This is a genomic window from Sphaerochaeta sp. PS, assembly GCF_032144095.1.
Taxonomy (GTDB): Bacteria; Spirochaetota; Spirochaetia; order Sphaerochaetales; family Sphaerochaetaceae; genus Sphaerochaeta.
This window is the reverse complement of the sequence record NZ_JAVSNJ010000006.1, coordinates 105,742-129,917: the sequence shown is the minus strand read 5'-3', so window position 1 is coordinate 129,917 and position 24,176 is coordinate 105,742. Positions and strand designations below refer to the sequence as shown.

Genomic DNA, 24,176 nt, shown 5'->3' with positions numbered 1-24,176 from the left:
GTCCAGCGGTTATTCTTCCAAGCCAGCTTTAGTAGCCTCTCCAACATCAGAAACATATGCTTCCATCACAACCTGTTGAAGATGGTCCCGAAACTCGCTGCAAATAGGGTGGGCAACATCCTTGAACTCCCCATTTGCCAGCTGCCGGCTGGGCATGGCAATGAAATCACCTTCCCGACCTTCGATTACCTTAATATTATGTACGACAAACTGATTGTCAAACGTCACCGTTACATAGGCTTTCAGCTTACCGGCCTGACTGACTTTTCGCACCCGCACCTCTGATATGTCCACAAGAACCTCCACCTCATATCGCTTGAAACGATACCGCTATATCAGCCTAGTGCACCAAAGCTGCACACTATCCAAAAACCTTTCATGAATAACTTCATGCAATTCTACCACACTTTTGATATTTTCGGCTAGAAAAAACCAGCAAGATCCACTGCCTGTCAAACACCCAAACCCTTCATAGCCATGGGAAAGTGTCGCTATCACATCATAGAACTGAGGATAATCCGTACACATCTCAAAATCGTTGTAAAACACTCCGTTCCAGAAGACTGGGTCCGATCCAAGCAGAGAAAGCACATCCTCCAACGAAGGCCTCGGTCCAGGAATACTGCCACCACGCATTGCATCGATCGCCCGATAGGCCTCGCCCGTCGAAATGGCATACTCCTTGGGCATTGCCAACAGGAGGGGTTTCGAACCAAGTTCGAGTTTGGTAACCTTCTCTCCCCTACCCTCTACCAGAGCGCAGGAATATCCAGAGAGGAAAAAAGGGACGTCACTGCCAACCTGAAGGCCAATGTCCACCAGGTCCGCACTTGCAACGGCCTTTACTCCCGCAATCTCCTGCAACAGCAACAGCAGTGCTGCAGCATCACTGGAGCCACCGCCCAAGCCAGCCTTTACAGGGATCTGTTTGTTACAGGTGACTGTCAGGGTAAGGGGGAGATGGCTTTTTGCAAACCAGAGCATAGCTGCCCGGCTAAGGGTATCGCTTCCCGTGGTACAGTACTCTTCCAGGCCTTTTACTGTTACCGAAAAATTCTTGCTCTCTTTCCAGGACACCTCGATGGTGTCTGCAAGATCGACCAGGGCAAAAATGGACTCTATGGGGTGGTACCCGTCTGAAAAAGGGGCTCCCACTCCAAGGTGTACGTTAATCTTTGCAAAGGCCTGTCGAAAAAGAACATTACCCATGGGCGAAGAATACCAAAGGCAAAGTGAATTGTCTAGCGGGATTAGATATTTTTGTTATTCCCTGAGCTATTTTTCCCGTATGTATGCATACTGGTAGCAATATGAATACAGCCATCAGAAATATCTCCTCACAAAGGGAGGAATCTGTAACAGACTTGCAGGAGGTTCCTCTACTGCCAAACCCCGAGAGCTACCAATTTGTCCGTAACCTTCTCGTTCCAGCCTTTGTTTGCCTGGGGATTGCCGGGGCTTGGGTGGAGAATCGAGTCAATCAGGAACCCATCCTCCTTTGCAAACAATTTTTCCAGTTTCTTTTGGGCATACTTACCCACCCCGATCAGGTTTCTTGGCTTCAGGAGGGCTACCACATCCACAAGGTACCTGTCACAGATGGTCTCAAGGGCCATCCTTTCAATCTTTGGGAGTTTGTCAGGGGTGATGTTCCTGCCTGTCGGGCCTCGGTCCATGAAGACCAGAGGACAATAATTTACCACGGTAAGGGAGGAAAAGCAGGACTCGGCACCTCCATAATGCTCTTCAAAGAGCGACCATAACCGTTTACCACTGATCTCACTTCTGGGGATGTCCATGCCCAGCACAGGGCGGGCAGGATGCTCAAAAGGGGGTCTTCCTACCTTCCCATCCAACTGGAGGAAATGCTTTACCGCCTCTATCTCCCCAAAGGGAACCCCTGTCTGGGCCATGCCAAAGGGCCCGGGGTTCATTCCCAGGAACAGGGTTTCCACCTGTTTGTTTACATACTTGAGGATATACTGTTCATGTAGGGGCCAGGCATATATCAAGGGATTGTACACAATGGAGTCTGTCGAGAATCGCAAGGACTCAACCTGAGCCCTGAATTCGATGGTACGCTCTACAATAGCACGTCCAATATCATTCATCTTGTACTCCCCTAGCAAAAAGCTGTGAAAATCACGTAAGATACCCAAACATGTCACAAAAAGCAGATAAGCTCAAGGGAATTATATTTGATAAGGACGGAACACTGTTTGATTATGCCCAGGTATGGGCAGAGGTGCTCAGTGAGGCCGTCAACACTGCATTTGCAGAGATGGGAAAAAAAGAGCATAAACCAGCCCAAAAGGCTATGCTCAGGCTGATGGGAATCGATGATGATGGCAAGACGCTTGCCAAGGGCCTGGTGTTCACCCATAAGAAACGGGTGATCATAAAACGGTACCTTCTCTACTGTATCCGGTACCGTATAAATGCAATCAAGACATTCCGCGTCTACCAGCAGAACATAAAAAACAGCGAATTGCTCGTCAGCGAGCGACTGAAGACCCTGGACTTTTCCCTACAGCAGGCGCTTTTCACCAAGCTCAAGGAAAACGGCTACCGGATAGGGGTCATCACCAGTGATACGACATCCTCCAGCAAGGTATTCCTCAAGCTGATGGGCCTTGACGGGATGATCGACTTCCTCAGCGCCAGGGACAGCCAGTACAGCAAGAAACCCCATCCCCAGTCGTTCGAGGCATTTTGCGACAACTTTGGCCTCCTTTCTGAGGAGGTAGCCATGGTCGGGGACACCGAAACGGACATGTTCCTGGCAAAGAAGGCAAAAGCCGGGTACACCATCGCCCTGCTCAGCGGCAGCAACAACAGAAAGCTTCTCCGCCGCCTTGCTGATGTCGTCTACAAGGACATTTCGTTCCTGTCCAACGATTCAAGGCTATTTCCCCAAGGCTAGTAGATTTCTACTAATGGGACAAACATCACCAAAGCAACAAGTTAGCCATTGATTGACATTTCCTTTGGTTTTTGTAAAAATCCTCTTGTGAATTGTATTGTCGGGAGTATAGTATATTCCTATCATATGATTCCATTGGAGAAATGACCTATGCAGCACTCTTGGGATGAACTGGATGGACTTCGTGGAACCCTGTTTTCAGGACAATGGCCCACTATCATTGAGATGTTTTCTCTCTCCGTGGAAAAATTCCCCCTCCGTCCTTGTTTTACGATGTTTAAGCCTGAGAGGGTCTCCCTCTCCTACAAAGAGGTCTATAACGCGATGGTCCGCGTAAGCTCCTACCTCCAGCAGATAGGCCTTCAGCCAGGGGACCGCGTAGTCATCAACGGCAAAAACAGCCCCAGCTGGGCCATTGCCTATCTGGCAGTCCTGCACGCTGGTGCAATCGTTGTTCCTCTGGACAACCAGATGCATACCAAGAGGGTCCAGGAACTCACCCTCTTCTGCAATGCCACGTTCCTCTTTGCTGATAAGGCTGTCATCGAAACCCTCGACCTATCAGGGTCTTGGGCCAAGGATATCAAGGGGATGGCAACCCTCCTTGGGACAAGCCCCATCTGTCCCCAACTTGAAGAGCTGCAACCCACGAGGGAGTATCCGCAACACAAGGGCACCTGTGAGGATACTGCCGCCATCCTCTTTACCAGTGGCACCACAGGTAACGAGAAGGGTGCCATCCTTACCCACACCAACATTGTCAGTGATGTCTATCAGGCATGTGATGGCATCTTCCTCAGCCTGGACGAGACGGATGTCCTCTATGCCCTGCTTCCCCTGCACCACTCCTACTGTTGCACCTCAGTCCTGCTCGAGACCCTCAAACATGGCGCCGAGTGCATTTTCGGCCAGGAGATAGCTGTTTCCCGCATGATAAGCGACCTTACCAAGGGAAAGGTGACGATTTTCATGGGAATTCCCCTCCTCTATAACAAGATCCTGACAGGCATGATGAAACAGGTCAGGAAAAAAGGGATCCTCTCCTATGCCCTTGTTCGGACCATGATGACCATCAATGGGTTTACGAAGAAATACCTCAAGGCAAACATCTTTCGCAAGAGCTTCAACAAGCTTCTTCTGAACAAGCTTGGCCTGGACCAGAACCGGATACTCATCTGTGGGGCCGGCCCCCTCTCACCAAAGGTATTCAAGCAATACCAACAGCTGGGGCTGGACTTCATCCAGGGCTACGGCCTTACCGAGACAAGCCCGATCCTCACCCTCAACCCGATCAGCCACTTCAAGGTGGAGTCGGTTGGCATGGTATTTCCCCTGGTGGATATGAAGATTGGCGAAAAGAACGCCCATGGCATTGGAGAAATTCTGGTCAAGGGACCCAACGTCACCAAGGGATACTGGAATGACGAAAAGCATACCCACGCCCTCTTTGATGATGAGGGGTACCTGAAGACAGGTGACTTGGGATACCTGGATAGCGAGAACTACCTATACCTCAAGGGCAGGGCAAAAAACCTCATCATCACCGAGGGGGGCAAGAATGTCTACCCAGAGGAGATCGAGGACCTGTTCCAGTTCCATCCACAGGTTGAGCAGGTGCTGATCCGTGGCTACCAGGCGCGAAAGGAGAGCCCATCGGAGAGCATCGAGGCGGTCATCTATCCAAGCCAGGAATACTATGCGGAACATAAGGTGGATATCCAGCAGGACCTGGAGGGTGTCATCAAGGAGATTAACCAGACCATCTCCCTCTACAAGAAGATCTCCAAGCTGACCATCCTTACCCAACCGATGGAAATGACCAGCACCAAAAAGATCAAGCGCAACATGGTGACTGCCTAGCCGGTTCATGCTACGATAGGTGCATGAAAACACTACTAACCAATGCCCTGATCATTCCGATGAAGACTGAGGGGGAGTCCCTTCGTGGTGATATCGGTATTGATGGGCCCCATATTTCCTTCATCGGGGAAAAGCCTGATACCTTTGTCCCCGATACCACCATCGATGCATCCACCATGCTTGCCATGCCAGCCTTGGTGAATGCCCACACCCATCTTGCCATGGAGTTGATGCGCAACTACAAGGACACCGCCCCAAACCTCCACGCATGGTTGAGCGAGATATTCCCGATCGAAGACAAGCTGACAGCAAAGGACGTGCTCACCTCCTCCCGCCTGGGGGTAATAGAACTGCTCCAAAGCGGCATCACCCTCTTCAATGACATGTACCTCTTCCCGGAATCAACGGCGATCGCAGTCAACGAAGCTGGAATCCGGGCAACCCTGGGCTTGACCCTCTTTGGCGACCTGGCATCATCCAAACAACGGATCAGGGAGAGAGAGAAGCTTACCGATGCCGCAATTGCCGCATCAAAGGGAAGAATCCGCCTCGACATCGCCCCCCATGCCATCTACACCTGCAGCAAGGAGACCTACCAATATGGCCATGCCTGGGCTCATGACAACGCCCGACAGATGCATACCCATCTCAGTGAGACAAAAAAAGAGGTTGATGATTGCCTGAAGGAACACGGCAAGACCCCCCTGGAGTATCTTGAGTCCATAGGGGCCCTGCAGGACCTACCCACCGTCCTGGCCCATTGTGTGTACCTTACCGAGAGTGAAATCCAGATGCTGAAAGGCATGCACATATCGGTGGCCCACAACCCCAGCAGCAACTGCAAGCTTGCAAGTGGCATAGCACCTGTAGCGACCTTCTTCAGGAACGGCATCAACGTCGCCATCGGATGCGATGGATCTAGCAGCAACAACAACCAGAACCTCTTTGAGGAGATGCATCTCTCCTCCCTGCTCAGTACGGTCCTTACAGGGGATATTGCAGGCCTGACTCCATTTCAGACACTCAAGATGGGGACCATCAACGGGGCAAAGGCCTTGGGGATGGACAAGAAGATAGGGACCCTTGAAGTGGGCAAGGAGGCTGACATCATCCTCATTGACCTCAACAAGGCCCACCTGACACCCCTCAACGATCCCTTCAGCGCGTTGGTCTACGCAGCCCAGGCAAGTGATGTCGATACGGTATTCTGCCAAGGCAATATGGTGATGCATAAACGCAAGGTCCTGGGCTTGGACCAGGAACTGGTCCAGAAAGAGGTAGAATCCTGCTGGCAGGATATCCAAGGCCGCTGAAACAGGAAACCTACAGAATCCAATCATACACAACGAGGAGAGACAGACCATGGATGAAGCCTTCATCACCCTTGAATTCAAGAACAATGAACTCTATCTGATCGACCAGCGGGTACTGCCCGCCACCTATACCCACTTTGTCTGCAAGAACTACGAAGAGGTGGAGTTTGCAATCCGTGACATGGTCGTACGTGGGGCGCCTGCAATCGGCGCAACGGCTGCATATGGCGTCTACATGGCAGCCCAGCAATACGCCACATCCCCTCGCTTCACCACTTCACTGAAGCAGGCCTGTGACTTCCTTGCGAAGAGCCGTCCCACCGCAGTCAACCTCGAGTGGGCCATCGACCGCATGTGGAAAGCCTATGAGGCTGTCAGCAAGGAGAAGATGGAGACCATTCTCTCAGCCCTGAAAAGAGAGGCGGATGAGATTCGCAGCGAGGATATCAGGACCAACAAGGCAATGAGCAGGATAGGCAATGCCGTGATACCCCAGCATGCCACCATCCTTACCCATTGCAACACAGGAGCCCTTGCCACAGCAGGTTGGGGAACCGCCCTTGGGGTAATCAAGGAGGCGTTCTACGACAACAAGGACATCTTTGTCTACGCTGACGAGACCCGTCCCCGTTTCCAAGGAGCCAGGCTCACAGCATGGGAGCTGACCGAGGCCAAGATACCCTCTGCCCTGATCCCCGACAGTGCTGCGGCCACCCTCATCCGTGACGGCAAGATAGACCTGGTGATCCTTGGAGGAGACCGTGTAGCTGCCAATGGGGATGTGGCCAACAAGTTGGGAACCTTTGCACTCTCGGTCATCTGCAAGGCCTACGGGGTCCCCTTCTACTCAGTGGTTCCCATCTCCACCATTGACTTCAACCTCCCCGATGGCTCGCACATTCCCATAGAAGAGAGGGACAAGAGGGAGGTGACCTTCGTGGGAGATGTCCAGGTAGCCCCACTGGAGATGGATGTCTTCAACCCATCCTTCGATGTCACCCCTCACCAGAACATCACCGGCATCATCACCGAGAGGGGAATCATCCGTCCCCCCTTCAGGGAGAACATCGAACGGCTGAGGAAGGGTGAGACACTCTAGAGGGCATATGGCCAGGCGGGAGGATCCCTCCTCCCTGGCCTTTTTCTGCTCTTCCTTCAACTCTGCATATACCCTTTTTCCCCACCCCAAGGCTATTTTCCTTGCCTATTTGGAGCACATCACATTTTTTTCTCTTTTTTTTTGAATCTGCAGATTCCGTCTCATTTTCCCTATGAATCAACCAAAGCCACCTGTTTTTGCGGAGACCCGCAACAAGAGACAAAACTTGTTAGCTTTTCAGCATACCTAAAAAAATACCACATTTTTTGAACTTTCCGGAAATACTTTACTATTTTCTGGGATTTCTATATTGTCATATACAACTTCTTGCATAAATATGCACTGAAGCCAGGAGTAATGTATGCACGACGCAACCCAACGGATTATGGACCGGGTGATTCAACTTGATTCGAACCAAACTGAATTTATTCAAGCTGTCACATCTTTTTTGAACTCAGTGGACAAGCTTGTAGATGATATTCCACAGCTGATCTACCACAAGGTGCTCGACAGGATCGTTGAGCCGGAACGTGCCATCATATTCAGGGTTCCATGGGTTGACGACGATGGACAGATGCAGCTCAACAGGGCCTTCAGGGTCCAGATGAACAGCGCCTTGGGCCCCTACAAGGGGGGAATGCGCTTCCACCCCTCGGTAAACCTCTCCATCCTCAAGTTCCTGGCCTTTGAGCAGACCTTCAAGAACAGCCTCACCGGCCTCGCCCTAGGTGGCGGTAAAGGCGGCAGCGACTTCAATCCCAAGGGAAAGAGCGACGGAGAGGTCATGCGCTTCTGCCAGAGCCTGATGATCGAGCTGGGCAGGCATATCGGAGAGGATACTGACGTACCCGCAGGCGACATTGGTGTCGGCGGTCGCGAGATCGGATACATGTACGGCCAATACAAACGACTCTACAACAAATCCGTAGGAATCCTCACAGGGAAACACCCCTCATTCGGAGGCTCCTACATTCGCCCTGAGGCCACTGGATACGGTTTGGTCTATCTCTCTGCAGCCATGTTGGATGCCGAGGGGAAAAACCTGCAGGACAAGAGCTGTCTGGTGAGCGGAAGCGGGAACGTAGCACAGTTCACTACAGAAAAACTGCTGAAGATGGGTGCAAAGGTCCTTACCATGAGCGATTCAAGCGGGGTGCTCATTGACCCAAGCGGCATCGATGAAGAGAAGCTGGCCTTCATCAAGACGCTGAAGAATGTCAGGCGTGGCCGTATCGCAGAGTATGCCCAGAAATACAAGGAAGCCACCTACATCGCCCATAACGGTTCTGCAACCAGCAATCCCCTCTGGGATGTCAAGGCCGACTACGCCTTCCCCTGCGCAACCCAGAATGAGATAAACACCGAGGATGCGAAACATCTGGTTGCCAACGGGATCCAACTGGTTGGAGAGGGAGCAAACATGCCCACCACCCTGGATGCTGAACAGATCCTTATGGACAACGGAGTCCTGCTTGCCCCCGGAAAGGCATCGAATGCCGGAGGTGTTGCAGTATCGGGTCTTGAGATGGTACAGAACAGCCAGAGGCTCCAATGGACACCTGCCCAGGTAGACGCCCAGCTGTTGACCATCATGAAGAACATCTACAGCAACATCAGCTCTGCCGCCGAAAAATATAGCACCAAGAACAATTTCGTCGATGGGGCGAACATTGCCGGATTCATCAAAATCTCCGATGCCATGCTCGCACAAGGGTATGTATAACCGCATCTTTTACTATTTCCTGTACGAGAAGCGGTTTTTTGGGTATACTGAAGCTAAGGAGACTACAGATGAAAGAGCAAGAATTTTACATTTGCAAGATTTGCGGAAACATTGCTGCTAAGGTTGTCGACAGAGGACCAACGCTTTCCTGTTGTGGAGAAGAGATGGTAACCCTGAAAGCAAACACAGTTGACGCTTCCAAGGAAAAGCACGTACCGGTGGTAACAATTGACAAGCACAAGATCACCGTCAACGTAGGTTCTGTCGATCATCCAATGACGAGTGAACACCACATCAGCTGGATCTATCTCCAGACCGAGAAGGGTGGACAGAGGAAGAGTCTGGCTGTTGGCGACAAGCCCCATGCTACCTTCTGCCTTGATGATGACAAACCGATTGCCGTCCTTGCGTATTGCAACCTGCATGGACTTTGGAAGGTTGACCTCTAGGAGCTTACCAGAGCATTGACCAGCTCGGCCTCATAGGCCAACAAGATTGGATCTGCAATATTCCTCGCTTTGCGAGGAATTTGTATTTTTTGGTAGAGTTTGGGTTTTTTCGGGTCTCCCAGGCAGAGGACAGCATCCCCAAGAAGCAAGGCCTCCTTGGGGTCATGGGTAACAAAGAGTGTTGTCCTGGGGCTTTCGTTCCAGAGCCTTCCAAACGCTTCGATAAGGTTGTAGCGCAGCTTGATGTCCAGGCTCTGGAAAGGTTCATCAAGAAGCATGAGATTCGCCTCATGGGCAAAGGCACGTGCTATGGCAACCCGCTGGCGCATCCCCCCCGAGAGCTGGGCAGGATAGAGGGTGAGGCTCTCCTGCATATCCACCAGGGAGAGATAGTGCAATGCAATGGCAGCCCTTTCTGCAGGGCTTTCATGATGTGCATGGAGGGCAAGCTCCACATTGGTGAAGACATTGCTCTTCGGAAGCAGCCTTGGTTCCTGGAAGAGATAGCTTACAGGCCCCTGCTCCGACCTCTCCTTGATGATGAGCCCCGCATCAAGCTCGATAAGAGCTGATGCCAGGTGCAGCAAGGTCGTCTTGCCCTCACCGGAGGGTCCAACCACAGTAAGCAGGCTTTGGGGCGGGATATCCAGGGAGAACTTGTCGAAGATCACATTCTCCCCATACCGTTTGGAGATCTCTACAAATTGCATGTGGCCCTCCTGCTATCCCATCGTATCTTCAGCTTCCCACATCCAAAAACAATTCCATCAAACAAAAGGTCCCCTACCGCAGTCAGGAAAATTGCCATCAGGGTCCAGGAGAGGACCTTGTCGGTATCAAGCTGTACCTGGGCCAGATGCATCCTTGAACCTACCCCATACTTGGGAACGGTAAGCACCTCTGCTGCAATGACCACTTTCCAGACCATGGAAAGGGCTGTCTTTGCCCCTGTCACGAACGAGGGGATGAGGGAGGGGATGACGAAATGGAATATCTTCATCCTAGGAGTGAACTCATAGAGATCACACATCTGTTCAAGATTCTTGTCCAGCTGGAGCACACCCTGCTCGATCTGGACATACATGACAGGAAAGCCCATCAGGAAGGCCGAGAAGAGGGGTACAGTCCCACTGGTAAACCAGATGAAAGCCAACAGGATGATGCTCATCACAGGAATGGCTTTCAGGACCGTCACAAATGGCTTGAGAAAGAGAGAGAACCAGCCGATCCTCCCAGCCAATACCCCAAGACTTGTTGCCGCGACCATGATGATGAGAAAGCTCTCCAGGGCCCGGAACACCGTAGCCATGAGGTTTCGGGTAAAGGGCGGATCCTTTGCCAAGGAGAGAAGCGTGGAGAGCACAGGTCCGACTTTGGGAAGCAAAATCTGGCTATCAAGAATAAAGGCCCCTGCCTGCCACAGCAAAAGCAGCAGCAGGGAGGAGCCCAAAAGGATTAGATTTCGCCTCATCCTATCCATACAAACTTACAGGTAGAGGTCGGCACCAGGCAGCTTGCCGCCGATGGAGGCAGGACTGAAGGCAAAGAGGGATGCAAAGAACGCGTCAACCTCAGCCTTGGCCTCCTGGGCAGGTACGTAGACAAGGTTGCAGTACGGGATGGCAGGGATCGCCATGGCAGAGGCCATGATACCTGTCTTCTCGATTGCAAGCCCAGCTTGCTCAGCATTGGCATTGACCCAAGCTACAGAAGCCTCATACGCCTCAAGAACACTCTGTACGGCAAGGGGGTAGCTTGAGACAAACTTGTCAGTCACAACCAGGACACTCATAGGGTAGTTGCTGGCCTTGGCGTACTGGGCATAGAGGTCCTGCACGTCGGCAATGATTCTGGCCTTGGGATTCTTGCCAAGGACCATGGAAACAAAGGGCTGGGGAAGGACTGCAAAGGAGATCTTGCCGGCGATCAGAAGCTGGGCGACCTGGGCAGGTGCCGCTACCGAGTAGTCAAGCTGGATATCCTTGCCCACTTCCAGACCCGCCTTGAGCATCAAAAGCTGGCTGAGCTGGTCCGGTGTCGAACCTGCTCCAGGAACATTCACGCTCTTTCCCAGCAGGCCTGACACATCCACTACTGAAGGGTCGGTTGATAGTACGCTCATCATCCCATTGCCGATGACAGCTGCAATCTTTGCCTTCACACCCTTGTTGTAGAGGTTTGCTGCAACGTTGGTAGGAAGACAAGCCATGTCCAGTTCCCCATTTGCAAGACGGGCGATGACTTCGTTCGGAGAGGGATAGACTGTCATGTCCACCTTGACCGTACTGGTTATCATCCCATCATTGGCTGCAAGGGCTACAGAAGAGAAGCCTGTAGGACCGGCCATTACTGCCAATTTGACAGTGAGCGGAGCGTCTGAAAGACGTTTCTCATAGAGGGGTTGTGCACCGACGACTGCCAAGGCAACCAAGGCCACGACCACGAAACTCAAGATCTTTTTCATCGCATATCTCCCAATTCAACCAGAAAAGCCTGGTTTTTATTTTACCACCACCCTAAAGTACCGTTTTTTCCCTGCCCGGAGCAACAGTTCACCGAACTCATCCAGATATGAGAGGTCGATGACACTCTTAGGATCCCCAATCTTGGCATCCCCAATCCAGGCTCCTCCACCATTGACCAGGCGGCGGGCATCGCTGTTTGTGGCAGCGAGGTCTGTCATGGAGAACAGCTCCAGGACGGGGATACCCGCTTCAAGCCTCTCTTTTTCCAGTTCCAGGGTCGGCATGCCATCCCTACCCTCTGAACCGAGGTTGGCAGAGCCAAACATCGCCTGTGCAGCAGTCCTGGCTTTCTCAGCCTCTTCGACGCCGTGGATGATCGCAGTCTGCTCATAGGCAAGACGGGCCTTTGCATCGTTGACGTTGACCCCTTCCTTCTCGTACTGGGCAATCTCATCGAGGGGCAGAAAGGTAAAGAGCTTGAGGAACCTGATGGCATCCTCGTCGTTTACATTTCGCCAGTACTGATAGAAGTCATAGGGGGAGAAGAGCGTGGGGTCTAGGAATACAGCCCCCTTCTCACTCTTGCCCATCTTCTGTCCATCGGAACGGGCTATGAGGTTGAAGGTCAGGCCATAACACTCTGCACTCTCAGTCTTCCTGATGAGGTCGATGCCTGCAACAATATTGCCCCACTGGTCATCCCCGCCGATCTGAAGGCGACAGCCATGGTCGCGATAGAGGGTAAGGAAGTCATAGGACTGCAAAAGCTGGTAGTTGAACTCAATGAACGAAAGCCCACGCTCAAGCCTTGCCTTATAGGACTCGAAGGTAAGCATCCTGTTTACGGAGAAGTGGCGCCCGATCTCCCGAAGGAAATCGATGTAGTTCAGGTTGGTAAGCCAGTCTGCATTGTTGAGCATCACAGCCTTTCCGACCCCGGGTTCTGGAACTTCCGAGAAATCGACGACAGTACCCAGCTGCTCCTTGATGGATGCACAGTTGGAGGCGACCTCCTCAGGGGTCAGCATCTTGCGAAGCTCTGTCTTTCCCGACGGGTCCCCGATCATGGCAGTACCACCGCCAACCAGGGCAATGGGATTATGCCCGGCTAGCTGCAGGTGGTGCATGGCAAAAAAGGGTACCATGTGCCCGATATGCAGGGACTTCCCTGTAGGGTCGGCCCCCACATAGAAGGTTACGCTCTCTTTGTCCATCAGTGCACTGAGTGCATCCCAATCCGTACATGCCTTGATGAACCCGCGGTCCACCAAGGTCTGAAGTGCTCGATTCATGTTAGGCCTCTACTCTCTTGTACTCTTTGGTCGCCTTCTTGATGGTGGCAACCAACTCTGCAATGGGAACCCTTACCTGCTCCATGCTGTCGCGGAAGCGTAGCGTCACGGTGTTGTCGGCAAGGGTATCATAATCGACAGTAACACAATACGGGGTCCCGATCTCATCCATGCGGCGATAGCGCCTGCCAATGGCTCCGCTGACATCGAAGAAGGTGACAAAGTCATCACGCAACTCTTTTTCCAGCTTGGAGGCAAAATCGGCAATTCCATCCTTCTTCACCAGTGGCAACACGGCAACGGTGACCGGGGCGATACGGGGGTGGAAGTGCAGGACGGTGCGGACATCGCCACCATCAAGGGTCTCCTCGTCATAGGCATCGCTGAGGGCCATCAGCACATTGCGGGTAAGACCTGCCGAGGTCTCCACCACATAGGGGATGTAGCGCTCGTTGGTCTCAGGGTCAAGATAGTTCATCTCCTTGCCGCTGAAGGTCTGATGCTGGGTAAGGTCATAGTCAGTACGGCTATGCACACCCTCTAGCTCCTGCCATCCCATGGGGAAGAGGAACTGGATGTCATAGGCATCCTTGGCATAGAAGGCAAGTTCGTCCGGCCCATGCTGGTGCCAGCGAAGGCAAGAGAGGCGGATGCCCATCTTTTCGTAGAAGGCCATCCTCTGCTCTCTCCAGTAGGCGAACCACTTTTCGTCGCTACCAGGCTTGCAGAACCACTGCATCTCCATCTGCTCAAATTCACAGGAACGGAAGATGAAGTTCTTGGTCGTGATCTCATTGCGGAAGGATTTGCCGACCTGGGCGATGCCAAAGGGAATCTTTACCCTGCTTGACTGGACTACGTTCTTGAAATCCACATAGATACCCTGGGCAGTCTCAGGCCTGAGGTAGATGGTGGAGGCCGAATCGGAGTCCGCACCAATATGGGTGGCAAACATCAGGTTGAAGTTTCTCGGCTCGGTAAAGCTATCCTTGGTACCACAGGTAGGGCATGCACCCTTGAGGTCGATCTGGTCGGCCCTGAAACGGGACTTGCACTGCTTGCAGTCCACCATGGGGTCGGTGAAGTTCGATACGTGGCCGCTGGCCTCCCAAACGCGGGGATGCATCAGGATGGAAGCGTCGAGACCGACGATGTCGTCATGGATCTGAGTCATTTCCTTCCACCAGAAGTCCCTGATGTTGTTCTTCAACTGGACACCCATTGGACCGTAGTCATAGGCGCCGTTCAACCCACCATAAATCTCGCTCGACTGGAAAATGAATCCACGACGCTTACACAAGGAGACAATCTTATCCATGGTTACTTCAGCCATACCCTCAACCCTCACTTCTCAGCAATGCCAATGCTGTATCAATTCTTGCGAATGTCTTCTCCTGCCCAAGCAGGTAGATCGAATCAAATAGCGGAAGGCTCACCAGACTACCGGTAAGAGCCACCCTCAGGGGCATGAACACCCCGTTGATCTTGGTTCCCAGCTCTTCTGCCAGGCTGACCATCTCCTTTTCCATCTCCTCGCTACCCTTCCCTTCAGACAGGCCCTTCTTCAGGATGGCATAGGAGCCCTCCAAGGCCTTGAGGGCAAGAGCAGGGGTTGCACCCTTTGCCACGAACAAGGAGAGGTCCTCGTAGGTCGGCTCCTCAAAGAGAAAGCTGGAAAGGGGGACCACATCAGAGAGGACCTTGAGCCTCTCCTTCACGACAGGAACCAAAGCAGCGAACTTCTCCTTCTGCTCCTCCGAGAGAGGCAAGGAGACAAACCCAGCCTCCACCAGATAGGGGAGCAACAGGGAGGAGAGCTCCCCATCGCTTTTCTGACGGATATACTGACCGTTGAACCAGTCAAGTTTCTTGTAGTCGAACACCCCGGGGGCCTTGTTGATCTTTTCCAGGGTAAAGACGCTTTCAAGCTCCTCCTTGGTAAAGAACTCCCTCTGTCCATCATAGGACCAGCCCACCATGCTCACATAGTTCATCAATGCCTCAGGAAGGTATCCCTTCAGCCTGAAGTCCCGAACCGAAGTGGAACCATGACGCTTGGAGAGCTTCTGGCCATCCTTGCCCATCACCATAGGAAGATGGCAGTACAGGGGGGGATCCCAACCGAATGCCTCATAGAGCAGGATGTGCAGGGGACCAGAAGGAATCCACTCCTGGGCTCGCATGATGTGGGTGATGCCCATCATATGGTCATCGATCACATTGGCGAGATGGTAGGTGGGAAACCCATCGCTTTTCAGCAGGACAGGATCGGGACTCACATCACGGTTGCGCCTGGTTATGTCACCCATGAGCACATCATGGATAGTAGTCTTTCCCTCCATAGGGACCTTGAGACGGATGACGCTCCTCAGACCCTGGCTCTCATGCTCCGCCCTCTGCTCGTCAGTCAGGTTGGAACAACGCCGGTCATAGCCTTGCATCTCGCTTTTTGCTGCCTGTTGTTCTGCGCGCAGGGTTTCCAAACGCTCTTCGGTACAGTAGCAATGATAGGCTTTCCCATCAGAGACAAGCTGTTCGGCGTACTTCTTGTAGAGATCGAATCGTTCACTCTGCACATAGGGGCCATACGGGCCTCCCACCAAAGGACCTTCGTCCCACTTGATCCCAAGCCAGGCAAGGGTGTCATACAAATCCTGCAGTGATTCGTCGCTATAACGCTCCTGGTCGGTGTCCTCGACCCGGAGGATGAATTTTCCCCCATTGGCCCGGGCAAAAAAATAATTGAACAATGCAGTCCTCACTCCACCGATATGCTGCAGACCGGTCGGAGATGGGGCGTAACGTACTCTAACTTCCATCAGGATATACTCCTTCTCAATGCTACTGTTGTACCGCAAATATGAGTTTATGGCAACAATGAACCTGGTTTTAGGATGCGTTCAGCAAACCAAAAGAACAGAAACGGAGAAAGGGGGGCCAACCGACCATCCCGGATAATCACCTCAGGTATGCATACCAAAAAATCCTTTGGACAAAACTGCCAATATGCAAACAGTATGGATATGGTGGCAGGCCATACCATTGACCCTAATTCTTCATTTGGTATAGGGTTCAACAGATTATTCTTTGGAGGAACAACCCTGAACGCAATTCCCACTGCAACAGCATTCGGAGAAGGCAACCACAGTCAGCTACTAAGGTTTTTCACTATCCCCGCTACCCTATTTGTACTGCTTTTCCTTGCCAACAACCTTGCACTTACCCGTGCTCTCTTTTCGGGCACGACCACCATATTCTTTTTGGTATTCTCCCTGGTCAACCTCTTGGCAGCCTACCATCTCTACAGCACCATGGCCCGAAGGGAGAGGATACCCTTCCTCCTTGCCAGGCCGAAACGCAAGGAGTTCATCCTGCTTGTAGACGATATCCTCCGAAACAAGGAGTTTGCCAAACTCAAGAGCTTCTACCACCATACCGACCACATCTATGACCACGTGATCCGGGTTTCCTATATCTCCTATGCCATTGCAAAGGCCCTTGGCCTCGACTACAGGTCTGCAGCACGAGGTGGACTGTTGCACGACTTCTTCCTCTACGACTGGAGGGAGCGCAAGGCAAACGACAGCAGCAAGAGCCTGCACGGGAAAGAGCACCCCTTTATAGCACTGGAGAATGCCCGCAGGCAATTTGAGGTAAGCGAACTTGAGGCGGACATCATAGTCAAGCACATGTTCCCCAAGACGCATGCGCTACCCAGATACAAGGAGAGCTTTGTCGTCTCCCTCAGTGACAAGATCTCGGCAACCTATGAGTATTATGCACTGCTAAAAAATCGGGTCGTGCTCCACTTCAAAACAAAAGCGTAAGGAAAGACTCTTTTTCCTTACGCCCCCATTTGCAATCCATCCATCTGGACAACCAGATACATCACCCTTTTTCAAACCACTCAACCACACTCTTTATCGCGGTATCCTGAGCAGCCAGATCCTTGTCATAGGGCATGAAGTGGGAGGCAGCAGGAATGTGCAGATGCCTGTTCTTGCCCTTCCCCCTATCGGTGACCAGAGCGCTGGCCTTTTGGGGGACTGTCTTGTCCAAACCCCCACTGATGACCAGTGTATCGGAGAGCAGATGGCCAAGGGAGGCAACAGCCTGGCGGCGTACCCGTTCCAACTCCCAAACGGCCTTTGGATAGATGTAGGACCAGTACTCCGAGCCAAGGAACAGGTCATCGTCCCCATCCCCCTCGTAGTAGAAGTGATAGGTGGGATCGCTTTCCCAACTCACTTTCCGTCTCTTGACAAAATGACGGACCAATCTGAGCTTTCCCACGGGAATGGAAGGAAGCAGCAGGGCAGGAGCCAGAAGTGCAAGCCGTTCTACATCGAAGGCATCGGCAATGATGGTTGCAATGGCGCCTCCCATCGAATGCCCTACCAGATAGACACGCTTGTACGATTTTGCAAGCGAGCCGTACGCATCGTAGATCGTCCCTATCCAATCCTCGGCCTTGGAGGCAAGAAAGTCCCTACCGCTGGTGCCATGGCCTGGCAGACGCGGGGTATAGACATCGAAACCAGCCTCATACAAGTCAGTCCCAGGTCGGATAAGCTCCCCAGGATACCCTGAAAAGCCATGGACGAGAAGAACGGCAATTTCGGCTCGGGTCTCATGGACCATCTGCCAAGGACGGGCACACTTGCGTACCGGAGCCAAGTCCTGGTAGTGGTTCTTGGTCCAGGGAAATACCTCATAGCTGATGTGCATCCTCGCCTCCTTACCAGGATTGCTTGAGCAGATTCAACAAGTCAATCCTACTGCGTACTTTTGTCTTGGAGAAGATATTTGCGACATGGTTGTTGACCGTATTCGCACTGATGCCAAGGTCTGCAGCTATCTCCTTGTTGGTGTGGCCATTGCTGATAAGCTGGATTACCGCAAACTCACGCTCGGTTATATGGTACAGTTCCAGGTCCTCCAAAGCAAGGCTCTTCTTCCCAACGGCGTTCTCCCTTCCCATCCTCACGAACTCCATGAACAGGAATGTCATGATGGTGATGGAAAAAGCGAGGAAATAGACCCCATACATCAACGGCTTGAGGGAGGGAAATACCAAAGACAACAAGATTGAGGGCAGCATCGCTGCACTGACGATGATGATGGAGATGCAGGAGGCCCGGGCTGTCTTGTTTTCGATGGAACCCAGATTCTTGAGCATGATCACCAGACAAAAGCCAACAACAAAGACGAACAGCAAGATCATCAGGTCATTGAAGAGTTTCGTCTCCGTCACCGCATAGAGGACGCCCAGTGCAAGATAGATGAAAGCGAGGACGAAGAACAGGGCCTTGTAGGGATGGCGCCAGGGATGGGCGATGACCCATGTCGTGAAATAGGGGATAAAGACCGTAAGAAAGGCTACATCCGCTATGAAGACAGCCCCTATGACGTACCGCACCACGACCGAAGCCGTCCCAACAAGAAACAGATCGGAAATGAACTGCAGGGCAAGAAGCATCATGCATCCCAAGAGGGATGCATGACAGACTATGAAATACTTTGTCCATTGGTGCTTGGTATGCATGCCGTACACAATTGCAAGGGCCAAGGTCATGCACCCCAGCGCAAACGAGAGCATGTATACCAGCAACGTTAATCCATTCACAGGCTCTTACCCCTTATTCATGCCAAGCTGCTTCTGGTTATGTGTAAGGTCGGCAAGCCCGCAGATATCGGTGATGTCATTGAGCAACGGAACCAGGGTAATAGCACTCAGGCCAAGCTTCTCCTCAACCAGGCGGTTGTACGAGTTGGCGTTGAGCGCAGCCTTAGCCTTGGAAGGAAAGAGCTTCAGGTGCAGGTACATACCATCGGTCAGGAGGTAGGAGGCATCCGCTGTATAGCCGGGAAGGGCCTTTGCCAAAGCACTTTCGATAAGCTTTGTCTCACCCACGAACCCCCGAGGTGTCTGGGTATGCAATAGGAACCACAAAGGCAAGGAAGGATTGGTCCATGCCAAGCCTACCTTCTTCTGTTTGGCAAAGGCCAGCTGAGCCTTCACATCCGAGGGTGAAAGACCCATGTCGGCAAGGCCAAACATGACCCAGACAACCGAGTAGTTCCCACTGTTACGGTACCGGGAGGCAAGGGTAATGAGATGCTCAAGATCCTTGAACTCCTGCTCCCACTGCACGGTAAGATTGGAAAACCGGCAATCCTTGCGCATCTGGGAGAAGTACAAGGCTTCAGCTTCTGTTGCTGTTACGATCAGGATAGTCCTGCGCGGCTTGTCAGATATTTTTTTGCGTGCCATGGTCAGACCTCCTTGTCCGTTCGTCCGTCAACAAAACAAAACTCTGAAAGAAGGGGCAGGGAACCAAACGCACCGTTGAAGTACTGCGATTGGGTCCGGTCCCTATTCTTGGAATACTTGAAGTTTGCCAGACTGAAATAGACGGTTGCACTTTCACTGTTCTTCTCTGCAAAGTAGATGCCGTCACGCCTCATGAGGCCCGGCTGCAGAAGTGAGGGGTTACAGTCAACCACAAGCATCTGGGAGCCATAGCCAGTATTGCTTGCCTCAAAGATCTCCACAATATGTGCCAGGACCTGCGGATGCAACAGCATGCCAAAGTCATCGATCACCAGGGTCTTTGCCTTGATGAAGCTCTCAAAGAAGGCCACCCCGATCAGGCAGAGCCTTCTGAGGCTCAGGCTTTCCAGGGAGAAATAGGAGGCATAGTGCTGGGTGACGTTGGTGTGGACAAAGATGAGCCGGTCGTCCTTGATCTTGATGTCCCGGATATCGGTAATGTCGACGCTCCACAGGAAGTTTGTCAGCTGCTTAACCCACGAGGGATGCTCGGTCAGCTGTGCTACAAGATACTTCTCGCTCAGGTTGGAGACACCCATGGGCAACAGATGTAGGCTGTCATTGATCCAGGTGTAGAGAGGAAGCGTAGTCTCACTCCCCTTTGCCATGGATGCGCTGAGGAAGGAGTGTTTCTCGTCAACCTTGCTTACCAGCCGTTTCTTCTCGCCACGATACATCTTGCCAAAACGATACTTGTAGGAAAGATCGGCCTGGTCAAGCAAGAGCGACTCTTCATTGAGCTTTCGTTCAAACATGAGCTTCTTCGATCGCCCGACGATGTGGAAGAGGGACTCCTCAAAGATCTTCTCCCTGTCGGCACTCAAGGTGTAGACAGCTATGGTGGAGTCCTGGTTCGCATCACCCTGCTCAAGAACCACCCTGATGATGATGGTAGCAGGCTGCCCCTTTTCCTCAGAGTAGGCAAATGAGGTCCCACTGAGGATCTGCAACGGATTTTCCGTCTCTTCCTGTGCGGTCACAATTCCTTTCAAGGCTTCAAGAGCACGTACAAAGGTGCTTTTACCGGCACCGTTGGGTCCAATGATGGCCGCTGTCTTGATAAGCTTGAGCTTATCATTGACTGCAACAACCTTTGACTCAGGAAACCTATTGTCCCTAATAGCCTCAAACGAAATGGTCTGGGCCGACTGTACGGACTTAAAGTTCGCTATGGTCATATCAAGCAGCATTCGCTACCTCCTTACTCACCCCACTGGGTGTACATCACAAAATCATTCCTTCCATCTTCCTGAACACCTCAGGCCATTCATTCAATACAGCAAGCATCCGACTGGCAAGCGTCTCATCGCCATGGTTGTCGGTTGCAACGATGTCGACCAGACCAGCTTCCAGATACGGCAAGGCAGAGCCACTCTCTGCAGATTCAACATTCACCTGCACCAAGGCCCCCAAGGAGCGGAGACGGGAAAGCAGGGGGCTTTCCGGCGTAAGCCAACGGTACCGCTCGACATGGGCAATAATGATCTTCAGATTCGAGCCCTGCAACTTCTCCAACCGGGGAATAAGGTTGGCAGGAGGCAAGGAGAGCCCAAACTCTACAAGGCTATACCTGCCGGCAATAGGGATGCTCTTCAGTTCTGGCTGGCTGCCCACAAACAACTCGCTTCCCAGGTAGGTCACCATTCCCATATCCAAGGCGATCTGCTCTGCCCACCTGTAGGTCTCACGAAGGGATTCAATCTTGGTCGTCACATACGGATTGTAGATATGGGGGGTAAAGGCGATAGAGGTGACCCCACTCTCTTTGTAGAGGCTTAACATCCTTGCATAGCCCTCAACCGAAACGTATCCGTCGTCGATAAGGGGGAGAAGATGACAATGGAAATCACAAAGGGCCATATACACTCCTGCAGGTGATTATACCCAGAAATCTCCGTTTGTGAAAGGATAAAGAGAAGAGAGTTGCATTTTAGGCTATCATTGGCCCTAAAACTCAATCAAGGGGGCTGCTTGAGTGCCTTCTTTGAGCATATGGTGCTTGACAACCTGTATCTCACTGACCATATCGGCTATCGCCAGGAGTTCTTGCGGGGCGGCCCGACCGGTAATGACCAGGTGGGGGAACCCCTTCTGGGCCTTGTGGTCGGCCAGCCAGAGGCAGATTTCCTTGGCATCAAGGTAGCCCAAGGTGAGGGTATAGGTGAATTCATCCAATACGATGAGATCGAAAGCCGAAGTCGATATCCACCTCTTGACCTGTTCCCACCCTTTTTTGGCCAGCACGGCATTGGTTATGTTGTTGTCCCCAACCCAGGTAAACCCACTGCCAAAACTCTTCCAGACAATACCCAGCTTCAAGGCTGTGCGATACTCTCCGCTGTCGAGTGTGGTGGGGTCCTGCTTGATGAATTGGGCAACAGCACACCTAGCCCCATGGCCCAAGGCCCTCATCATCTGACCCATTGCCGCAGAGGTCTTCCCCTTGCCATCCCCGGTGTAGACCATAAGGATGGGCTTTGCGATTTCTCCCATGGTTACTCCACCGTCACTATCTGTTTTTTCACAACACTACCCTCGCCAGAAACCGAAGAGCCGTCGATCTGTTTCATCGCCTCGTCCTGTTGGCTGCTGACATCTTTCAGGCGAAGCAGCTGGGCGTGGCTCCTTGAGTCCCCACTCCTGTTGTACACCTGGTTCATCAGCTCCAGGGCTTCAGAGTGCCGACCAAGGCCCTCGAGCAGGAGGGCTGCATTGTACCCGCTTGGAACATGGGAGTTTCGGTTCCAGCTTTGGATAAAGATATCATAGGCTTGCTGCAATGCCCCTCTTTCTGCCAGCTTGTATGCATCGCCGATGTCAGCCTTGGGCTTGTTGGCCATCAGGGAGACACGGCTCTCAATCCAGGTGGGGGAGAGCTGCCTGACAACCTGGGGGGGAATCTTCTTGACCATCCTGTCAAAGAGAGGGAAGAAGGAGGGGGCGAAGCCACTGGTATAGCCCCTCTCATCCCGGTCGGTGGTACTGGAGTCCTTTGCATAGATAGTCTTGCCCATATAGGTCTCACTCTCTTCCTGCATCGTAAAGCTGCGGGTTGCAATGATCCGGTTGGACTGGATATCCACAAAGGTATAGGTGAAGGTAACGGTCGCCTGCTGCTCCAGATAGAAAGCCCTTCCGGTTACCTTCTCATAGGAGACATCGGGTATTGGGGTTTTGTCAGGATCCCCCAGGTTTTCGGTGACCCACTCCTTGATATCCCTACTGTAGATCTGCTCCTCGCAGTTCATGTAGGAGACCGAGCTCCTTAGCAGGGCCTGCACTCCCTTCGCCTTGAGCATCGCGTAGGCATTCTCCCCATTTTTCCCGATGGTGAGGTAGGCGTCGGTAACCTCCGGCCCCATGACAGTGAAGTAGCCACTGTTCTGCATTGCATTGACAAGATACCTGCCCGAAGCCTCTGCAGTTTTTGCAGAGAGGCTGGAATCGAAGCCACTGGTCAAAGAAAAGAAACTGTCTGCGGAACCTTTTACCCAAGAGGAGAGTGGCATCCTAAAGGGAAAGTCGAAACGCTCAGTGGAGGCTATCGCTATGTTGCGGAATGCACTGACATCTACCTCTGCAGGCTCGAGATGGCGAACCCTGATGGAGGTGGCACAAGAGGTAAAAAGCATCAGAATACCAAGAAACCCAACTACTAGCAATGATCTTCTTCTCATGAGAGGACCTCCTCTGCCGCAAGATATTCAGAAGCCATCATGATGGCTCGGCCCATGCCCTGGCTATCGGCAATGCCTTTTCCGCTAATGTCAAATGCCGTTCCATGGTCCACACTGGTTCGTAGGAATGGCAGGCCCCAGGTAATGGAGATGGTCTGGTGGAAATCCAGGGTCTTGGCCGCTATGTGCCCCTGGTCGTGGTAGAGGGAGATAGCCGCACGGTACTTGCCCACCTTGGTCTGGTGGAAGACCGAATCGGCCCCTATCGGCCCTACCACGTTGACGCCAAGCCTCCTGGCCTCCTCGATCGCCGGCTCGATGGCCTTGCCCTCCTCATCACCGAACAGGCCGTGCTCCCCACAGTGGGGATTCAAGCCTGCAACAGCGAGAGGGAGACTCTGGTTAAAGATTGCTGAAGAGGTGGATATGGCATCGCAGCTGAGGATAGTCTGCAACAGGCTCTCCTTGGTAACTGCCTTGCAGGCGTCGGAGAGGGAGAGGTGCCTGGAATGGAAGAAGATCTTCATCCCCAGGGTATCGAACATGGTGATGGCATTCCTTGAGCCGGTAAGGTCTGCAAGGATTTCAGTATAGCCAATCTGGGGGATGTTGGCAGCTTTCAGAGCCTCCTTGTGCAGTGGCGGGGTCACAATGGCCTTACAGTGGCCACCTCCTACCAATGAGACACACATCTTGACTGCATCATAGGCTGCCTTCCCGCACATGGCGCTGACCTGTCCATAGGCAAACCGGGCAAGGTCGATACCCCCTATATCATAGAGGATACGCACAGCGCCCTCCCCTTGGGCCTCTTGCAGGGAAACAACACTATCGACCACAGCGTCAAAGCCCCCTTGCAGGGAGAGGTCGGAGGCAACTTTTTCAAAAAGAAGGGCAGAACCGACGACCACCAAAGGGGGAGGCAGCTTTGCGCCAGTCAGTACGGAAAGCACTATTTCGGGCCCGATTCCTGCAGGATCTCCCATAGGAATGGCCAGATAGGAAGCTATATTTCTCATGAGGTCAATCATACCAGCGTGA

Annotated in this window: 24 protein-coding genes; 7 read left to right on the top strand and 17 right to left on the bottom strand. The window is 52.5% G+C overall.

Annotation, left to right across the window (positions count from 1 at the left end; translation table 11 throughout):
* Positions 1-9: 9 nt before the first annotated feature.
* From spoVG to ROJ03_RS07680, 3 genes are all read right to left on the bottom strand, one after another.
* Positions 10-294, bottom strand: a complete 285-nt coding sequence (gene spoVG / locus ROJ03_RS07690; protein WP_313726436.1) for a septation regulator SpoVG — start codon at positions 292-294, stop codon at positions 10-12.
* A 36-nt stretch (positions 295-330) separates the two neighbouring features.
* Positions 331-1,209, bottom strand: a complete 879-nt coding sequence (locus ROJ03_RS07685) for a hypothetical protein (protein WP_313726435.1) — start codon at positions 1,207-1,209, stop codon at positions 331-333.
* A gap of 170 nt (positions 1,210-1,379) precedes the next feature.
* Positions 1,380-2,111 carry a uracil-DNA glycosylase family protein gene (locus ROJ03_RS07680; protein ID WP_313726434.1) on the bottom strand — a complete coding sequence of 244 codons (732 nt, stop codon included), beginning with the start codon at positions 2,109-2,111 and terminating at the stop codon, positions 1,380-1,382.
* Positions 2,112-2,161: 50 nt separating this feature from the next.
* Here ROJ03_RS07680 and ROJ03_RS07675 point away from each other — a divergent pair, with 50 nt between their 5' ends.
* From ROJ03_RS07675 to ROJ03_RS07650, 6 genes are all read left to right on the top strand, one after another.
* Positions 2,162-2,923: an HAD family hydrolase gene (locus ROJ03_RS07675; RefSeq protein ID WP_313726433.1), complete on the top strand. Its 762-nt coding sequence runs from the start codon at positions 2,162-2,164 to the stop codon at positions 2,921-2,923.
* Positions 2,924-3,073: 150 nt separating this feature from the next.
* A complete protein-coding gene (locus ROJ03_RS07670) occupies positions 3,074-4,783 on the top strand; it encodes an AMP-binding protein (RefSeq protein WP_313726432.1) in 1,710 nt (569 codons plus the stop codon).
* A 23-nt stretch (positions 4,784-4,806) separates the two neighbouring features.
* Positions 4,807-6,096 (top strand): amidohydrolase, encoded by a 1,290-nt coding sequence (locus ROJ03_RS07665; protein ID WP_313726431.1) that lies wholly within the window; start codon positions 4,807-4,809, stop codon positions 6,094-6,096.
* A 49-nt stretch (positions 6,097-6,145) separates the two neighbouring features.
* Positions 6,146-7,195: an S-methyl-5-thioribose-1-phosphate isomerase gene (mtnA, locus tag ROJ03_RS07660; protein WP_313726430.1), complete on the top strand. Its 1,050-nt coding sequence runs from the start codon at positions 6,146-6,148 to the stop codon at positions 7,193-7,195.
* 361 nt (positions 7,196-7,556) lie between these two features.
* Positions 7,557-8,918, top strand: coding sequence for an NADP-specific glutamate dehydrogenase (gene gdhA, locus ROJ03_RS07655; RefSeq protein ID WP_313726429.1), 1,362 nt, complete (start codon positions 7,557-7,559; stop codon positions 8,916-8,918).
* Between the two features lie 68 nt (positions 8,919-8,986).
* Positions 8,987-9,367 carry a desulfoferrodoxin family protein gene (locus ROJ03_RS07650; RefSeq protein WP_313726428.1) on the top strand — a complete coding sequence of 127 codons (381 nt, stop codon included), beginning with the start codon at positions 8,987-8,989 and terminating at the stop codon, positions 9,365-9,367.
* Here ROJ03_RS07650 and ROJ03_RS07645 read toward each other — a convergent pair.
* From ROJ03_RS07645 to gltX, 6 genes are read right to left on the bottom strand one after another with little or no spacing between them, the layout of a single operon-like run.
* Positions 9,364-10,077 carry an ABC transporter ATP-binding protein gene (locus ROJ03_RS07645; RefSeq protein ID WP_313726427.1) on the bottom strand — a complete coding sequence of 238 codons (714 nt, stop codon included), beginning with the start codon at positions 10,075-10,077 and terminating at the stop codon, positions 9,364-9,366. The two genes, ROJ03_RS07650 and ROJ03_RS07645, sit on opposite strands and share 4 nt — an antisense overlap.
* On the bottom strand, positions 10,065-10,838 hold the full coding sequence (locus tag ROJ03_RS07640; protein WP_313726426.1) for an ABC transporter permease subunit: 774 nt from the start codon (positions 10,836-10,838) through the stop codon (positions 10,065-10,067). Before ROJ03_RS07640 ends, ROJ03_RS07645 begins: the two co-directional genes overlap by 13 nt.
* Before the next feature lie 15 nt (positions 10,839-10,853).
* Complete coding sequence (locus ROJ03_RS07635; RefSeq protein ID WP_313726425.1) at positions 10,854-11,831, bottom strand: ABC transporter substrate-binding protein; 978 nt, start codon at positions 11,829-11,831, stop codon at positions 10,854-10,856.
* Positions 11,832-11,867: 36 nt separating this feature from the next.
* Positions 11,868-13,124, bottom strand: coding sequence for a tyrosine--tRNA ligase (tyrS, locus tag ROJ03_RS07630; RefSeq protein ID WP_313726424.1), 1,257 nt, complete (start codon positions 13,122-13,124; stop codon positions 11,868-11,870).
* Between the two features lies 1 nt (position 13,125).
* A complete protein-coding gene (locus ROJ03_RS07625) occupies positions 13,126-14,457 on the bottom strand; it encodes a glycine--tRNA ligase (RefSeq protein WP_313726423.1) in 1,332 nt (443 codons plus the stop codon).
* A gap of 4 nt (positions 14,458-14,461) precedes the next feature.
* Complete coding sequence (gene gltX, locus ROJ03_RS07620; protein ID WP_313726422.1) at positions 14,462-15,943, bottom strand: glutamate--tRNA ligase; 1,482 nt, start codon at positions 15,941-15,943, stop codon at positions 14,462-14,464.
* 198 nt (positions 15,944-16,141) lie between these two features.
* On the opposite strand from gltX, the gene ROJ03_RS07615 reads away from it, so the two are divergent.
* Complete coding sequence (locus tag ROJ03_RS07615; protein WP_313726421.1) at positions 16,142-16,951, top strand: HD domain-containing protein; 810 nt, start codon at positions 16,142-16,144, stop codon at positions 16,949-16,951.
* Between the two features lie 61 nt (positions 16,952-17,012).
* Here the strand turns inward: ROJ03_RS07615 and ROJ03_RS07610 are convergent, their stop codons facing one another.
* From ROJ03_RS07610 to ROJ03_RS07575, 8 genes are all read right to left on the bottom strand, one after another.
* The gene (locus ROJ03_RS07610) at positions 17,013-17,852 is read right to left on the bottom strand and encodes an alpha/beta fold hydrolase (RefSeq protein WP_313726420.1); all 840 of its coding nucleotides are present in this window, start codon (positions 17,850-17,852) and stop codon (positions 17,013-17,015) included.
* Between the two features lie 10 nt (positions 17,853-17,862).
* Positions 17,863-18,750 carry a helix-turn-helix transcriptional regulator gene (locus tag ROJ03_RS07605; RefSeq protein ID WP_313726419.1) on the bottom strand — a complete coding sequence of 296 codons (888 nt, stop codon included), beginning with the start codon at positions 18,748-18,750 and terminating at the stop codon, positions 17,863-17,865.
* 6 nt (positions 18,751-18,756) lie between these two features.
* Positions 18,757-19,398 carry an RloB family protein gene (locus tag ROJ03_RS07600; RefSeq protein WP_313726418.1) on the bottom strand — a complete coding sequence of 214 codons (642 nt, stop codon included), beginning with the start codon at positions 19,396-19,398 and terminating at the stop codon, positions 18,757-18,759.
* Positions 19,399-19,400: 2 nt separating this feature from the next.
* The gene (locus tag ROJ03_RS07595; protein WP_313726417.1) at positions 19,401-20,648 is read right to left on the bottom strand and encodes an AAA family ATPase; all 1,248 of its coding nucleotides are present in this window, start codon (positions 20,646-20,648) and stop codon (positions 19,401-19,403) included.
* Positions 20,649-20,682: 34 nt separating this feature from the next.
* Positions 20,683-21,318, bottom strand: a complete 636-nt coding sequence (locus ROJ03_RS07590; RefSeq protein ID WP_313726416.1) for a CpsB/CapC family capsule biosynthesis tyrosine phosphatase — start codon at positions 21,316-21,318, stop codon at positions 20,683-20,685.
* Positions 21,319-21,405: 87 nt separating this feature from the next.
* Positions 21,406-21,951 carry a cob(I)yrinic acid a,c-diamide adenosyltransferase gene (locus ROJ03_RS07585; protein ID WP_313726415.1) on the bottom strand — a complete coding sequence of 182 codons (546 nt, stop codon included), beginning with the start codon at positions 21,949-21,951 and terminating at the stop codon, positions 21,406-21,408.
* A 2-nt stretch (positions 21,952-21,953) separates the two neighbouring features.
* On the bottom strand, positions 21,954-23,135 hold the full coding sequence (locus ROJ03_RS07580) for a hypothetical protein (protein WP_313726414.1): 1,182 nt from the start codon (positions 23,133-23,135) through the stop codon (positions 21,954-21,956).
* Complete coding sequence (locus ROJ03_RS07575) at positions 23,132-24,154, bottom strand: 4-hydroxythreonine-4-phosphate dehydrogenase PdxA (protein WP_313726413.1); 1,023 nt, start codon at positions 24,152-24,154, stop codon at positions 23,132-23,134. The genes ROJ03_RS07580 and ROJ03_RS07575 overlap by 4 nt, the downstream gene beginning before the upstream one ends.
* Between the last annotated feature and the right edge of the window lie 22 nt (positions 24,155-24,176).